Consider the following 15,103-nt stretch of genomic DNA (forward strand, 5'->3'; position numbering starts at 1 on the left):
GTCGAGTGCAAAGCCATGAGATGCATATTGCTAACATAGGGAATTGAATAATATGTAGGGAAGAAAACAGCAAGTGACCTAGTGCTTAATAAAAGCAAAAGGTGGAAAACATCAAATACGTTTCGCAATGACTGTGGGCGTGACATGAACATGTTGCGGGTTGTTGCGACCTAATGGACTAAAGACGACAGTACCCTGTCGAGAAAATTGAGGTATATAATGACCAAGTCTAAGATCATCTACACGAAGACTGATGAAGCGCCAATGCTGGCGACTTACTCACTTCTTCCAATCATCCAGAAGTTTGCTGCGGCTGCAGATATCGACGTTGAGCTAAGCGATATTTCACTTGCTGCACGTGTTTTGGCAAATTTCCCAGAGTATCTTTCTGAAGAGCAAAGAGTGCCAGACGCATTAGCAGAACTGGGTGAGATGACCCAAGACCCGAATGCTAACATCATCAAGCTTCCAAACATCAGTGCCTCAATTCCACAGCTTCGTGCAACTATTAAAGAATTAAACGCTAAAGGCTTCAACGTACCTGCGTTCCCTGATTCACCGAAAACAGCTGAAGACGAAGAAATTCGCGAGCGTTACGGTAAAGTATTAGGTAGTGCGGTAAACCCTGTGCTACGTGAAGGTAACTCGGACCGTCGTGCACCGACAGCGGTGAAGAACTATGCCCGTAAGCACCCGCATTCAATGGGTGAGTGGTCTCAAGCTTCTCGTTCGCACGTAGCGCACATGCGCGGTGGTGATTTCTACTCTGGTGAGAAATCAGTGACAGTTGAGAAAGACGGTCACGTTAGCATCGAATTTACGGGTAAAGATGGCAGCAAGAAAACCCTTAAACCGCGTGTAGATTTGCTAGCTGGCGAAGTTATCGACGGCATGTTTATGAGCAAAAAAGCGCTGTGTGAATTCTTCGAAGAGCAAATTGAAGATGCGAAAAACACAGGCATTCTTTTCTCACTACACGTAAAAGCGACCATGATGAAGGTGTCTCACCCAATCGTATTCGGTCACTGTGTAAAAGTATTTTACAAAGATCTATTCAACAAATGGGGTGACCTGTTTGAAGAGCTAGGTGTTAACCCTAACAATGGTCTTGGTAGCGTTTACGACAAAATTGCAAGCCTACCTGAGAGCCAACGCTCTGAAATTCAAAAAGATATCAACGCATGTTATGCCGACCGTCCGCCAATTGCGATGGTTAACTCTGACAAAGGTATCTCGAACCTTCACGTACCAAGTGACGTAATTGTTGATGCTTCTATGCCTGCAATGATCCGTAACTCTGGTCAAATGTGGGGACCAGATGGAAAGGCGCACGACACTAAAGCAGTTATTCCAGAAAGTACTTATGCAACCATTTACCAAGAAGTTATCAACTTCTGTAAAACGCATGGTGCATTCGACCCGACAACGATGGGTACAGTACCTAACGTTGGTCTAATGGCGCAAAAAGCAGAAGAGTACGGTTCACACGACAAAACGTTTGAACTAGAAGCAGACGGTACTGTTTCAATTGTTGACCAAGACGGCAATGTTCTTATCTCTCACGATGTTGAAGAAGGTGATATCTGGCGTATGTGTCAGGTGAAAGACGCACCTATTCAAGATTGGGTGAAGCTAGCGGTAACGCGTTCACGTCAATCTGGTATGCCTGCGGTATTCTGGCTAGATGACGAACGTGCTCACGATGCGCAACTTATCAAGAAAGTTGAAAAGTACCTACAAGACCATGATACCAACGGTCTAGACATTCAAATTATGTCTCCTGTACGCGCTATTCGCTACAGCATGGAACGTGCAATTCGCGGTCTGGATACCATTTCAGTAACGGGTAACGTACTTCGTGATTACCTTACTGATTTGTTCCCAATCCTAGAGCTTGGTACCAGTGCTAAAATGCTATCAATTGTTCCGTTGATGGCTGGTGGTGGCCTTTATGAAACGGGCGCGGGCGGTAGTGCACCTAAGCACGTGCAACAGTTCGTTGAAGAAGGTCACTTGCGTTGGGACTCACTCGGTGAATTCCTGGCACTTGCTGTATCGCTAGAAGATGTTGCTATTAAGCACAGCAACACCAAAGCAAAAGTTATTGCTACTGCACTTGATAAAGCAACGGAAAAACTACTAAACAACGGTAAGTCTCCGCTTCGTAAAGCAGGTCAGTTGGACAACCGTGGTAGCCATGTTTACCTAGGTCTATACTGGGCTGAAGAAGTAGCGAACCAAACGGAAGACGCAGATCTAGCTGCGCAATTTAAGCCAGTGTATGAAGAGTTGTCTGCGAAAATTGACGACATCTTGGCTGAGATTGATGCAACGCAAGGTAGCGCGCAAGAAATTGGTGGTTACTACTACCCTGACGAAGACAAGCTTTTCGCAACCATGTCTCCAAGTAAGACATTAAAAGCTATCTTAGGCGCATAGTATTTTGTGTATATGCGTTAGGCTTATAGGTCTAGCGCATAGAATAGTACTCTCAAACCTGAGAAGCTATTTCAAAACAAGGTTTAAAAGCCCTCTCTTCAAACGAGAGGGCTTTTTTATGTAGAACCACTATACCTGCGCTAACACGCGGCGATTACGAACATTTTAAACCTAGCTGAGTAGGCAATGGTCTACGCGGACTGGTATAAGGGGTAATAAGGGGTAGGGCGATATACCTTATGTTTTGGAAACGAATGTATAAGCGGGAGATAAAAGGAACAGGAAAAAAGCTCGTTGATTGTCTAATTTGAACTAGTACGCAACTTTAATACACAACATTAAGATAACGTAATGCTTATTTTTGTGGGGAAAATTTAAACGCACTTATCCGCACGGGCGCTTTACTGCACCTACACATTTTGAATGGTAAGAAAAGCAAAAGCCCGACGTAAAAGGTCAGGCTTTAAAAATTCTTTTCTTAACGCTCTGGTTCTTCTTTGAAGCCAATGTTCTCAGCGTGAAGACCTTTAGGCCCTTGCTGAACTTCGAACGTTACTTCTTGACCCGCTTTTAGCGAACGGTAGCCTTCCATTTGAATCGTAGAGTAATGCGCGAAAATATCTTCGCCGCCGTCCTCAGGAACGATAAATCCAAAACCCTTTGCGTTGTTAAACCATTTAACTTTGCCAACCGCCATACTTCGACTTCCTCTTAATCCTTGAACTCACGAGTATATGCCCCCATTATAGATCCGGAGACACGGTGGAAAGAGTATTGATTGTAGCTGCTACGCATTAAGTTATGTCGTAGCTAACGTGCAATACTCAAAACCACTATACAAAATGTAGATTTTTTAACCATATTATGTCAAGGGCAAATGTGAATAAATTTATCCAAAAGTTTGTACACATATGTGCCATTAAACCACTATTATTAAGTTATGAGTAAAGACAACGCTATTAGTATCGAAAAGGAAAAACAGAAAGACGCGCAGCGACAGAAGCCGCAGCCGCCTCCCATGTATAAAGTGTTGTTGAACAATGACGACTATACACCGATGGATTTTGTCATTGAGGTACTCATGCAGTTTTTCAATATGGACGCTGAGAAAGCCAACCAACTTATGCTGACCGTTCATTATCAAGGAAAAGCCGTGTGTGGCATTTTTACTGCTGAGATAGCAGAGACAAAAGTGATGCAGGTTAATCAGTACGCACGCAAACATCAGCACCCGTTGATGTGCACGATGGAGCAGGCATAAGGTTTTTTGTAGAGGGCGAGCAATATGTTAAATAAAGAATTAGAACAAACGTTAAATAACGCGTTTGTATTTGCCAGAGAGCATCGTCATGAGTTTATGACGGTTGAGCACTTGTTGTTGGCATTGCTTGATAACTCAGCTGCTCGCGATGCGCTCAAAGCATGTGGTGCCGATATTGAGGCAATTAAAAGCGAACTGTTAGCTTTTGTTAAAGATACTACGCCTCTCATTTTAGATGACCAGTTAAATGAACGCGAAACTCAGCCCACGCTCGGTTTCCAGCGCGTGCTGCAGCGTGCGGTATTTCACGTTCAGTCGTCTGGTAAGGACGAAGTTACTGGCGCCAATGTACTTGTTGCTATATTCAGCGAGCAAGAGTCTCAGGCCGTTTATATTCTTAAGAAGGCGGATGTAACGCGCTTGGATGTGGTGAACTTCATTAGCCATGGCGTAAGCAAAGCGGATGATGATGAGCCCGTAAACCCTGAAGCGTCGGAAGAGGCTGAAGCAGGCGAAGAAGGTGGCTCAGCATTAAGCAAATACGCAACTGACCTGAATCGTCACGCGAAAGACGGCAAAATAGACCCGTTGATTGGCCGCGATTCGGAAGTAGAGCGCACTATTCAAATTCTATGTCGTCGTCGCAAAAACAACCCGCTGCTTGTGGGTGAAGCGGGCGTAGGTAAAACGGCGATCGCAGAAGGTCTTGCATACAGAATCGTTAACGAAGACGTGCCTGATGTTATTGCTGAAAGTACTGTTTATTCACTGGATTTAGGTGGCCTTCTTGCTGGTACCAAATACCGTGGTGACTTTGAGAAGCGTTTGAAAGCAATTCTGAAAGAGCTTGGTAAAGACAAGAACGCCATTTTGTTTATTGATGAAATCCATACCATTATTGGTGCAGGCGCTGCGTCGGGCGGTGTAATGGATGCGTCAAATTTACTTAAGCCTAAGCTATCAAGCGGTGAACTACGCTGTATTGGCTCAACCACATATCAAGAGTATCAAGGTATTTTTGAGAAAGACCGCGCCCTTGCACGTCGTTTCCAGAAAGTTGACGTTACTGAACCTAGCGTCAGCGATACCACAAAGATACTGCTTGGCCTTAAGAGTCGCTACGAAGAGCACCACAATGTGCGTTTCACTCAAAAGGCGATTCAAGCTGCGGCGGAATTGTCGGCTAAATACATCAACGAGCGTCATCTTCCAGATAAAGCCATTGATGTAATGGATGAGGCAGGCGCAAGCCAGCGCTTGTTGCCGCCTTCTAAGCGCAAAAAAACGATTGGTGTGGGCGACATAGAGCAAATTATTGCAAAAATGGCGCGTATCCCTGAGAAGTCTGTATCGGCTTCTGACAAAGAGGTGCTTAAGAACCTTGGCCGAAACCTTAAAATGGTCGTGTTTGGTCAGGATAAGGCTATAGAGACGCTTAATGACGCTATATTGCTATCACGTTCTGGACTTGGAGCTGAAGCAAAACCAATTGGTAGCTTCTTATTCGCCGGTCCAACTGGTGTTGGTAAAACAGAAGTAACCCAACAGCTGGCTAAAATCATGGGTGTTGAGCTTGTACGTTTTGATATGTCTGAGTACATGGAACGTCATGCAGTTAGCCGCCTAATTGGTGCGCCTCCTGGTTACGTTGGTTTTGACCAAGGCGGTCTGTTAACAGATGCGGTAATCAAAAACCCGTACTCAGTAGTGCTGTTAGATGAAATTGAGAAAGCGCATAGCGATATCTACAATATTCTTCTTCAGGTTATGGACCACGGTACGCTGACTGATAACAATGGACGTAAGGTTGACTTTAGAAACGTAGTGTTAGTGATGACCACCAACGCAGGTGTTCAAGAAACGGTACGTAAATCTATTGGCTTTAAGCAGCAAGATCATAGTCACGATGCGATGTCTGAAATCAATAAGGTGTTTACACCTGAATTCAGAAACCGCCTGGACGGTATTATTTGGTTTAATCATCTTGATCCAGAAATCATCTTGCAGGTGGTAGACAAGTTCATTATTGAGCTTCAGGCACAGCTTGACGTTAAAGGCGTGTCGCTAGAGGTCACCAGTGCTGCCCGCGCTTACATGGCTGAGAAAGGCTATGACAAGGCAATGGGAGCACGCCCTATGGCGCGCGTCATTAAAGATGACCTTAAGAAAGAGTTGGCGAACGAGCTATTGTTTGGCGAGTTATCTAAAGGCGGAAACGTTAAAGTAGACTGCGTTGATGACAAACTCACCTTTGAGTACACAGGTGTAGGTGCAACGTCTGAAGAAGCAGAGCCAACCTAATGTAATAAAGCAGGTAGCGCTAGGTAGAAAGACTAATGTCGTCTATCAAGCGCTAAATCTTCGTTAGTAATTTTGATTCTAAGCGATAGCGCCTCGAGGATGAAATAGGTAAAACCCAGATACGAAAAAGCCCGATCTTAATCGGGCTTTTTTTATGCGTTACCGCTTAAATGGCTCATTATCTTGCGCGATAAACGATACGACCTTTGGTCAAATCGTAAGGAGTCATCTCAACGGTGACCTTATCGCCAGTAAGAATACGGATATAGTTCTTACGCATTTTACCAGAGATGTGTGCAGTCACTACGTGACCGTTTTCTAGTTCAACGCGGAACATAGTGTTAGGTAGCGTGTCTAACACAGTACCTTCCATTTCAATACAATCTTCTTTTGCCATGTAAAGCAGTTACCTCAGTAATTCAAAATTTTTGCCGCGCAGACCATACCCAATCTTGGGTTCGGTGTAAAGCAATTAAGTGGGTATTTTACTATTTTTGCTAAATAGATGCCATTCATTGTCACTAAACTGCTCAAATGGCAAAAATTTGTGTTTATAAGACATTTTTTGACAGCCCTCTACGTAATAGCCCAAATAAACATAGTGGTGGCCTAAACGCCTCGCTTCCTCAATTTGCATGAGTATCATCCATGTACCTAAAGACGCAGAGCTATAGTCAGGGTCGAAAAACGTGTAGAGCGCAGAGAGGGCACCCATATGTTCGTTAGCATCGACAACGTCAGTGACAGCCACTGCAATGAGCTTGTCGCCATCATAGGCCTCTAGGTAATGGGTTGTCATCCAATCACACAAAACGAAATTGTCGAACTGGGTTCGTGACGGCGGATACATACTACCGTCGGCATGTCGCTCTGTAATGTAGCGTTCATACAACGGGTAGTATGTGCTTTTAGTTTCACTAACTAGCTGAACGCGAAACCCTTGGTTGGCCTTTAACAGCCTTTTTTGACTGCGAGAGGGGGTATAAGCATTCACCGGAATTCGCACCGACTTACACGCCTTGCAGGCTGGGCAGTGTGGACGGTAAATTTGTTCACCGCTTCGTCGAAATCCCACTTGAATAAGTTGCGAGTATCGCCACGCCTGAAAATCATTGTTTTCGGCGTATACTAATAATTGCTCTTGCTCATCGGGCAAATAGCTGCATGAAAATGATTGGGTTATACCAAACTTCACGGAGTAATCACTCTTGGCTTCCAACGATTAAGGTAGTCTTCTGACAGCCTACCGTCTTCAGTTAAAGTGTGGTTGTTGTTTTCCAGTTTTTCAATAAAGTTTTCACGGGATAACACATTCGCACCAAGGGATGCCAAATGATCGGTAGGAAGCTGGCAATCAATAAAGGCCATATCGTGAGACTTCATGTGCTCAACCAACGCCATCATAGCAAGCTTTGACGTATTACTTTCCCGGTGAAACATCGATTCACCGCAATATACCTTGCCAATTCCAACGCCATATAGTCCACCCACAAGTGTTTCGCCGTCCCAAACTTCCACAGAGTGTGCTAAACCCAGACCATTGAGCTGCCGGTAAGCCCCAATCATGTCATCGGTAATCCATGTTTCGCTATTGAGTTCACCTGTGTTTGGGTTTTTACGAGGGGTTGATGAACAGGCTTCAATTACTCGGTCGAACGCATAATTTAACGTTACCGTGTATTTTTGTTTTCGAGCAAGCTTCTTAAGGCTTTTCGATGCGACAAAATTGTCGAGTTCAATAATGGCTCTGGGGTCGGGTGACCACCACAACAGCGGTTCGTCATCACTGAACCAAGGGAAAATGCCCTGTGAGTAGGCAGAAAATAAACGTGCAGGACTGAGGTCGCCACCAAATGCTAGCAGGCCGTTAGGTTCGTCTAATGCAGTGTCGACTGGAGGGAAGGGCGCGCCTTCTTCGATGTAATGTAACGCTATCATAATCGGGCCAGAAAAAAGCCCCACTGAACAGCAGGGCTTGGGAAACAGTATTAACCTTGTTCAGGCATCGTACCGTCTAAGTATTTTTCAGCATCTAGCGCCGCCATACATCCTGTACCTGCTGATGTAATGGCTTGACGATAAATGTGATCGCTCACGTCACCTGCAGCAAACACACCTTCAACGCTTGTTTGCGTCGCATTGCCGTTTGTACCGCTGTTTACAACGATATAGCCATCTTTCATTTCAAGCTGGCCATCAAAGATATCGGTATTCGGTTTGTGACCGATAGCAACGAATAGCCCCATAACATCAAGCTCTTCAGTGGCATCACTGTTCGTATCTTTAATACGGACTTTGGTTACACCCATTTCGTCACCGAGCACTTCATCTAGTGTACGGTTTAAGTGTAATACCACGTTACCGTTTTCTGCTTTATCACGAAGGCGTTGCTCAAGAATTTTTTCACTTCTAAAGCTATCTCTTCTGTGAATAACATGTACTTCTGATGCAATGTTTGAAAGGTAAAGCGCTTCTTCAACAGCGGTGTTACCACCACCAATTACCGCTACTTTTTGATTGCGGTAGAAGAAACCGTCACAGGTTGCACAAGCAGATACACCTTTACCCATAAACGCTTGCTCTGATTCAAGACCAAGATATTTAGCTGAAGCACCTGTAGCAATGATTAGTGCGTCACACGTATAAGTACCGCTATCTCCGTAAAGCGTGAAAGGGCGCTTCGAAAAGTCGGTCTTATTGATGTGATCGAAAATAATTTCAGTATCGAACTTTTCAGCATGCTTTTGCATACGAACCATTAGATCAGGACCAGTAAGGCCTTCAGGATCGCCCGGCCAGTTTTCTACTTCTGTCGTGGTAGTAAGCTGTCCGCCTTGTTGAATACCAGTTAACAGTACAGGTTTAAGGTTTGCACGTGCAGCATAAACCGCTGCTGAATAACCTGCAGGGCCTGAACCCAAGATAAGTAGACGGACGTGTCTGCTTTCTGCCATTTTCCTCTCCAAATAATTCACCCAATAGGGTTACTTATAAAATTTCTCTTAGAAAGCTAGGTAGGGGCGAAAATCTGTAAATCAAGCTCAACACCTAGTTACTTTTATTATAGTAATTTGCCAGCGCAATATCTGCAGGTCGTTATTCACTTGCTTTAACAAAAGTAACAACAAAGCCATGCAGCACAATGTTTAGGCTTAAGCGCTATATGATGCCTTTAAGCGAGAAAAATGTCACTTAAAGATAGATTGAACTTATACCTTTTAATTATTAACGCGGGGTGTATTAGCTACACAACGCCGATCTTCACAGCAGACCAAAAGGCAGCCGCCACATCAACGAAACTTAATTAACTACAGTGCAATCGTATTTGATAAGATCGATGTTGATAGTTTATCGCTGTAATTACGTACTGATTTAGAAGAACCAGTTTGTATTAGCCAAAAAGCGGATTACAATTTAGTTATAACTATCGAATAATGACGTGAGTGATATCAGTATTAATGCTGATAGTAAGGTTTATCAAAGAGGTGAGGCATGTCTCAATCAATAATGACAATGTTGAAAAACGGTCAGCAGTACATGAAGACATGGCCTGTAAGAAAAGAACTCTATGCCTTTTTCCCAGAGTGTAGAGTTGTAGCAGCGACTAAGTTTGCAATTAAAACCATGCCGCCAGTGGCAATGGTTTCATGCGCGCTGCTCTATCAGAGTTTAGGCGCCGATTATCTACCTCAAACCATTACCATAGGTGCTTTCTTCTTAAGTCTGCCTATGCAAGGTTTGCTTTGGCTAGGACATCGCTCTGACCAATACCTTCCACCACAACTGAAAAGCTGGTACCAAGAAATCCACTCAAAAATGCGCTCGCAAGGTGTGGCTATGACCAATGCTAAATCAAAACCAAAATATAAAGAGCTAGCGCAACTTCTTAAGACAGCGTTTAACGATTTAGACAACGCATTTACTAAACACTGGTTTAATTAACAGCACGTATCCTGTAAATACCGCTCGCCAGACAGCGTCTTGGGTCAATTGGCTTTTAGGCTGCCAACGTCTGGTGCGCGAAGCAAGGCCTGACACTTCCTACATTTGTATTGTGCCCCTTTTGAAATGTTATTGTGTCTGCGTGTACTTAGCGCATAAGTGTCACAGTCACACACATAATGAAAAGTGCGGGCTACCCGTTTCACGTCAAATTGATGGGTAGCATTAGGCGTGCAGTTAAATACGCTGCGCATTATCGACTGCCATTCTTTGCCGTGGGGCTGAACTCTGCCAAACAGAACCCATACCAACAAATGGCTGACTTCGTGTGGTACCACGTCACTTAAAAAGGCATCGATATTATCTTTAAACAGAAGTGGGTGAAAATTCACGCGGTTTTGCTGTAAAAACGCAGTGCCCGCATTTTTCCCCGACCGTCTAAAAGTGATGGTAGGGCGCTTGAACGTTTGCTTGAAGTATTGCTCTGCTTGCTCATAGCAATAAAAAACAGCGTCGGTAATAACGCGACGCTGTTCTTGAGTTAAGTCATTTGAAGCGATGTTGCTGCCTCTGTCTTTTTACTGTTTCTACTTATTTGCTGCGCGTATTATTTAACGTCACAAGGTAAACATAGCACGTAGGTACCCTTAGGGTCGTTTAGTTGGTTTACTAAACTGAACTCTTTAAGTACGCGCTTAAATTCATTTACCAGTGCAGAGTCGGCATGGGCAAACTGCCATTTGCCCACAAACGTCATTGCCTGGCCAAAGAATTCCTTCCAGAAAATTTCCTGGGCACTCAACGTACGTTGTACGTAGAATGTATCATAATTTTCTAGCTCGGCGAGCTCGGCCGCAGCAACTACAGCATCGTCAACCGTACCAAGCTGGTCTACCAAGCCAAGTTCAATTGCATCTTCGCCAATCCACACGCGTCCTTGGGCAACCCTATCCACTTCTTCTACCGACATACCACGAGCATTTGAAACCAACGACAAGAAGTTTCCGTAAGTGTTTTCAACGTTGCGCTGAAGAATCTGACCGAATTCTGGTGCTAGTGGGCGCACAGTAGAGAAGCCTGCAAGCTCTGTAGAGCCCACACCGTCACTGTGAATACCTAAATAATCCAGTGAATTCTCGTAGGTCATAAACATACCAAACACGCCAATCGAGCCTGTAATTGTGCTAGGGCTTGCAATTATTCTATCGGTACTTGCCGCAATCCAATAACCGCCTGAAGCTGCATAGGTACTCATAGAAGCAATAACGGGCTTACCTGCTTGTTGTAGCTGCAACACTTCCTGACGGATAATTTCAGAGGCGAATGCGCTGCCTCCAGGAGAATCAATCTGAAGAACCACTGCTTTTACGTTGTCGTCTAGACGTGCCTTTCTTAAAAGACGAGCGGTGCTGTCTCCACCTATAGTACCGGCTTTTTGATTACCGTCTAAGATGGTGCCCTTGGCAACTACAATCGCCACTTTATCCATATCTGACTCGATAACCGGCATAGGCGGGTTAACAACTTTAAGATAGGTATTGAACGAAGTGAGGTTAACGCCGTGATTGTTTTCATCTTCACCGACTAACTCAGTAAGCTCCAATCTTACTTCTTCGCGGGTCTTCAATGCGTCTACCCAATTATTCTCAAGCGCATACTGTGCGAAATCGCCGCCTGCCGCTTCAAACTTTGCTAATAAACCTTCAAGGGTCTCGTCAAAGTTTGCTTCATCGATACCGCGAGCTGCTGCTACATCCGCTTTGTATTGCGCCCAGTAACCATCTAACCACTGTTTCTCCGCTTCTTTTGCTTCTTCAGACATATCATTTCGCATGATAGGCTCAACAGCAGATTTATAAGTACCAACCCGGAAGATATGCGTGGTTACTTTTAACTTTTCTAGCATGTCTTTGAAGTACATGCCATAACGGCCGTAGCCTTCAAACATTAACCCGCCCATTGGGTTCAGATAGATGCTATCAGCGTGTGCTGCCAAGTAATATTGGTCTTGGGAAAAGTAATCACCAATGGCATAAACGGGCTTTTCAGATTCTTTAAATGCGTCAATAGCATTAGCTACGGTGCGCAACTTGTCTAAACCACCTCCGGTAAGACCTTGAAGGTCAAGAACCAAAGCTTTAATACGGCGATCTTTTTGCGCATTTTCAAGCACTTTCACTACATCGCGTACCAGTACTTCTGGGTTTTCAGGTTCACTGCCTAGCGATTCTTGTAAGAACTGTTCGAAAGGATCAATGCTTTCTTTTTCTATAACTAGCTTGCCGTTAAGCGTAAGAAACAAAGCACTGTCTTTGTTTACGGTAAACTGTTCATCGTCCTGACCAGTTATTGCGATTATCAATCCAACAAAAATAACAATGAATATCAAATTAAAGAAAAGTTTGCGGGTGAAGTTAAGCACCGTCCACAAGCCAATAAACAAGGATTTAGTCCAATTTCCTTTGGCTGCCATTTTAATCACTACCTTTTTTTGAATTAACTAACCAGAGCAAGATAGATCAGGCATACCTTACTCACGTACTGCATTCTATTATGTTACCTAAATCGAGTAAGATCGCGAACTTAATTGTAATTTTTTGTGAGTGTCTTTGTTTTCGGCGACTTACGATGACTTTTATTCTGCGTTCTTTTTTTCGTCTTGTTCCAGCCACTTTCGAATGAGAGAGGCAATACGTTTGTGACTATCCTCGCTCATCGTCATAAGAAATTTTCCATTCTTTGCTTTATAGCCGGTTTTTCCATGGCCCTTTTTCATTAGTCGTAAAAACGGTGAGGGCTTATTTTCGCGCGATGAAATTTTTTTCATAAAGTGCCGTTCTTATTTCTTAATCACACAAAGTAGGCAAAACAATGACACACATTTACCAACAAATCGTAGCCCGACTGCAAGTGGCAGATGGCATTCCTTTACTTTTATTACGCTTGTATTTAGCACCAGTGATGATACAGGCTGGCTGGAATAAAGCATCCAGTTTCGACAGTATTGTAGATTGGTTTGGTAACGATGATTATGGGCTTGGTTTACCAATGCCTTTGGTAATGGCGTTCTTAGCTACAGCCGCAGAACTCGTGGGCGGTGTTCTATTGTTATTGGGTGCATTGACGCGCTTGGTGAGTATTCCATTAATGGTAACCATGATAGTCGCTATGGTGAGTGTTCACGCTAAGAATGGATGGCTCGCTATTGCTGATGCGTCTTCATGGTTAGCCGACGGTACAATCTTACTGAATGAAAACATTATGGCTGCGCCAGAAAAGCTTGCGGCAGCTAAATCATTGTTACAAGAGCATGGCCATTATGACTGGCTTACATCCAGCGGTAACTTTGTGGTACTTAACAACGGCATCGAATTCGCTGCGACCTATTTTATTATGCTTTTAGTTTTGTTTATCTATGGTGGTGGACGCTTCTTTAGTGTCGATTACTATGTGAATAAAGCCATGCGTTCTAAAAGTAATTAGGGACGCTCCATTTGCTGTACAAAAGGCCGGAATTTTCTGGTCTTTTTCGTTTATGAACCGTAGGATCTAGCATTCAGGTTAGGTAAATTATTGTTGTTGGCACGCTTGTCTCGATTATGAAAATCGAAGCGTGATAACAGCAACGCGAAAAAATAAAGTAGGGACGTAAATGGACGCATTAACATTGTTACTCAACAGAAGTTCTCAGCCTCGATTGGAAGCGCCAGCACCTAGTGGTGATGCCTTAGAGAATATTATGCAGGCTGCACTACGTGCCCCAGACCATGCTTGTCTTACTCCGTGGCGTTTTATTGTGTGCACAGGAAAAGGGCTGGATAAGCTAGGTGCACTCTATGAGCAATCCGCTATTGAAAATGAAAAGTCGCAGAAAGAAATTGAACGTGCCGTGCAGCTTCCTCACCGCGCACCTATGGTTATCGTAGCCATCGCAAAGCATGTGGAACATGAAAAGGTACCGCGTGTTGAGCAGATAGCGTCGGCAAGCTGTGGCGTCATGGCGATGCAAATGGCAGCAGTAGCACAAGGGTTTAACGGCATGTGGCGCACCGGTGGCTACGCACACTGTGAGACGGTAAGAAACGGATTAGGTTTAAGTGAAGAAGACGAGCTGGTAGGTTTCTTATATTTAGGAACACCAGCGTTTGAGCCTGCACCTAAACCGCAAAGAAATAGTAACGACTACTTTGAATTCTGGCAGTAGTTGATACCTATTTGAATAAACTGCCGCATTAGATAGCTAGCGGCGAGTAAGAAGGGTCTTATTTTTATAAGTAAGCTAAAATAAGACCCTAACATTTAACCTAGAAAGATAGGTCTACATTATAACCAGCGAACTTCCTGATATTAATAACGCGATCGCCATCTAGCAACCAGTATTGCCCTTTGATACCTTGCAACACACCAGTAAATGACGGTGTCTTATCTAAGTTTAAAGATTTTATCTTTACCGGATAATCTTCAACAGGGTAATGAATATCATGGATAGGCGTAGTCACTTCTGATACTGCTTGAAGCCCTTTTTCTTGCTTCAGCGCTTCTAGCTCACTTTCAATTTTACCCATTAATTCGGTTTTGACCTGTTCTAAATCAACCTCGTCAGGTTTGCCCTTTAACATTGTTCGCCAATTGGTTTTATCTGCAATGTGATCTTTGCATAACGTTTCAACCAAACCACTGGTAAGCCTGTCAGGAACTCGCAGCATTACGGTAGCTTGCGTAGCTCCTTGATCCATCCAACGGGTAGACACGCCTTCGGTGACTTGACGAGTGATGCCCACTTTTACCGTACCTGTGTTAGCCAAATAAACAAAATGCTCGCTAAAGCAATGTTCTTCACCCCACTGAGGTTCTCTGCACGTCCCTTCGTGGTAATGGCACTTTTCTGGCTTAATAATGCAGCTATCGCATTGTGCCAGCGATATCAAACACGGGTAGCAGTATCCTTGGTTGAAGCTTTTTTTGGTTTTGCGGTTGCAGTGAACACAGTTGATGTCACCAGAGTAGGTTACCGTCACTTCCTTGCCGATAAGAGAATTGATATCTACCAACTCATCACCAATTGGAAGCGAGTAGTGCACGGTATTGTTTTCATCGGCGGAGGTACGCATTTTTTTAAGCATACCCGAATATGTTGTTGTCACTTGTTGAAACCTTTTT

At 44.0% G+C, this 15,103-nt stretch carries 15 protein-coding genes; 6 read left to right on the forward strand and 9 right to left on the reverse strand.

Features of this window, described 5'->3' with window-relative positions:
• Window positions 1-219: 219 nt before the first annotated feature.
• Window positions 220-2,439: an NADP-dependent isocitrate dehydrogenase gene (locus ACFI6L_RS13570; protein ID WP_075176505.1), complete on the forward strand. Its 2,220-nt coding sequence runs from the start codon at window positions 220-222 to the stop codon at window positions 2,437-2,439.
• 478 nt (window positions 2,440-2,917) lie between these two features.
• On the opposite strand, the gene cspD is transcribed toward ACFI6L_RS13570, so the two are convergent.
• Window positions 2,918-3,136 carry a cold shock domain-containing protein CspD gene (gene cspD / locus ACFI6L_RS13575; protein ID WP_014949330.1) on the reverse strand — a complete coding sequence of 73 codons (219 nt, stop codon included), beginning with the start codon at window positions 3,134-3,136 and terminating at the stop codon, window positions 2,918-2,920.
• Between the two features lie 243 nt (window positions 3,137-3,379).
• On the opposite strand from cspD, the gene clpS reads away from it, so the two are divergent.
• Both clpS and clpA read left to right on the forward strand, forming a co-directional pair.
• On the forward strand, window positions 3,380-3,700 hold the full coding sequence (gene clpS / locus ACFI6L_RS13580) for an ATP-dependent Clp protease adapter ClpS (protein WP_014949331.1): 321 nt from the start codon (window positions 3,380-3,382) through the stop codon (window positions 3,698-3,700).
• Window positions 3,701-3,724: 24 nt separating this feature from the next.
• Window positions 3,725-6,001 carry an ATP-dependent Clp protease ATP-binding subunit ClpA gene (gene clpA / locus ACFI6L_RS13585; RefSeq protein ID WP_014949332.1) on the forward strand — a complete coding sequence of 759 codons (2,277 nt, stop codon included), beginning with the start codon at window positions 3,725-3,727 and terminating at the stop codon, window positions 5,999-6,001.
• Between the two features lie 178 nt (window positions 6,002-6,179).
• On the opposite strand, the gene infA is transcribed toward clpA, so the two are convergent.
• The 4 genes from infA to trxB form a co-directional block, all read right to left on the reverse strand.
• Window positions 6,180-6,398, reverse strand: a complete 219-nt coding sequence (infA, locus tag ACFI6L_RS13590; protein WP_014949333.1) for a translation initiation factor IF-1 — start codon at window positions 6,396-6,398, stop codon at window positions 6,180-6,182.
• A 75-nt stretch (window positions 6,399-6,473) separates the two neighbouring features.
• The gene (locus tag ACFI6L_RS13595; RefSeq protein ID WP_014949334.1) at window positions 6,474-7,196 is read right to left on the reverse strand and encodes an arginyltransferase; all 723 of its coding nucleotides are present in this window, start codon (window positions 7,194-7,196) and stop codon (window positions 6,474-6,476) included.
• Complete coding sequence (gene aat / locus ACFI6L_RS13600; RefSeq protein WP_061486964.1) at window positions 7,193-7,939, reverse strand: leucyl/phenylalanyl-tRNA--protein transferase; 747 nt, start codon at window positions 7,937-7,939, stop codon at window positions 7,193-7,195. Before aat ends, ACFI6L_RS13595 begins: the two co-directional genes overlap by 4 nt.
• Before the next feature lie 50 nt (window positions 7,940-7,989).
• The gene (gene trxB, locus ACFI6L_RS13605; protein WP_014949336.1) at window positions 7,990-8,955 is read right to left on the reverse strand and encodes a thioredoxin-disulfide reductase; all 966 of its coding nucleotides are present in this window, start codon (window positions 8,953-8,955) and stop codon (window positions 7,990-7,992) included.
• 538 nt (window positions 8,956-9,493) lie between these two features.
• Here trxB and yfbV point away from each other — a divergent pair.
• Window positions 9,494-9,943 (forward strand): terminus macrodomain insulation protein YfbV, encoded by a 450-nt coding sequence (gene yfbV / locus ACFI6L_RS13610; protein ID WP_014979203.1) that lies wholly within the window; start codon window positions 9,494-9,496, stop codon window positions 9,941-9,943.
• Window positions 9,944-9,987: 44 nt separating this feature from the next.
• Here the strand turns inward: yfbV and ACFI6L_RS13615 are convergent, their stop codons facing one another.
• From ACFI6L_RS13615 to ACFI6L_RS13625, 3 genes are all read right to left on the reverse strand, one after another.
• Window positions 9,988-10,503 (reverse strand): SprT family zinc-dependent metalloprotease, encoded by a 516-nt coding sequence (locus ACFI6L_RS13615; protein WP_309146368.1) that lies wholly within the window; start codon window positions 10,501-10,503, stop codon window positions 9,988-9,990.
• A 47-nt stretch (window positions 10,504-10,550) separates the two neighbouring features.
• The gene (sppA, locus tag ACFI6L_RS13620) at window positions 10,551-12,416 is read right to left on the reverse strand and encodes a signal peptide peptidase SppA (RefSeq protein WP_061485796.1); all 1,866 of its coding nucleotides are present in this window, start codon (window positions 12,414-12,416) and stop codon (window positions 10,551-10,553) included.
• 162 nt (window positions 12,417-12,578) lie between these two features.
• Window positions 12,579-12,770 (reverse strand): hypothetical protein, encoded by a 192-nt coding sequence (locus ACFI6L_RS13625; RefSeq protein ID WP_014949340.1) that lies wholly within the window; start codon window positions 12,768-12,770, stop codon window positions 12,579-12,581.
• 44 nt (window positions 12,771-12,814) lie between these two features.
• Between ACFI6L_RS13625 and ACFI6L_RS13630 the strand changes: the two genes are divergently transcribed.
• On the forward strand, window positions 12,815-13,426 hold the full coding sequence (locus tag ACFI6L_RS13630) for an HvfX family Cu-binding RiPP maturation protein (RefSeq protein WP_014949341.1): 612 nt from the start codon (window positions 12,815-12,817) through the stop codon (window positions 13,424-13,426).
• Window positions 13,427-13,595: 169 nt separating this feature from the next.
• Window positions 13,596-14,147, forward strand: a complete 552-nt coding sequence (locus ACFI6L_RS13635; RefSeq protein ID WP_014949342.1) for an NAD(P)H nitroreductase — start codon at window positions 13,596-13,598, stop codon at window positions 14,145-14,147.
• A gap of 100 nt (window positions 14,148-14,247) precedes the next feature.
• On the opposite strand, the gene ACFI6L_RS13640 is transcribed toward ACFI6L_RS13635, so the two are convergent.
• Complete coding sequence (locus tag ACFI6L_RS13640) at window positions 14,248-15,087, reverse strand: DUF2797 domain-containing protein (protein WP_462574202.1); 840 nt, start codon at window positions 15,085-15,087, stop codon at window positions 14,248-14,250.
• Window positions 15,088-15,103 lie beyond the last annotated feature (16 nt).

The organism is Alteromonas sp. G4i35 (assembly GCF_054960375.1).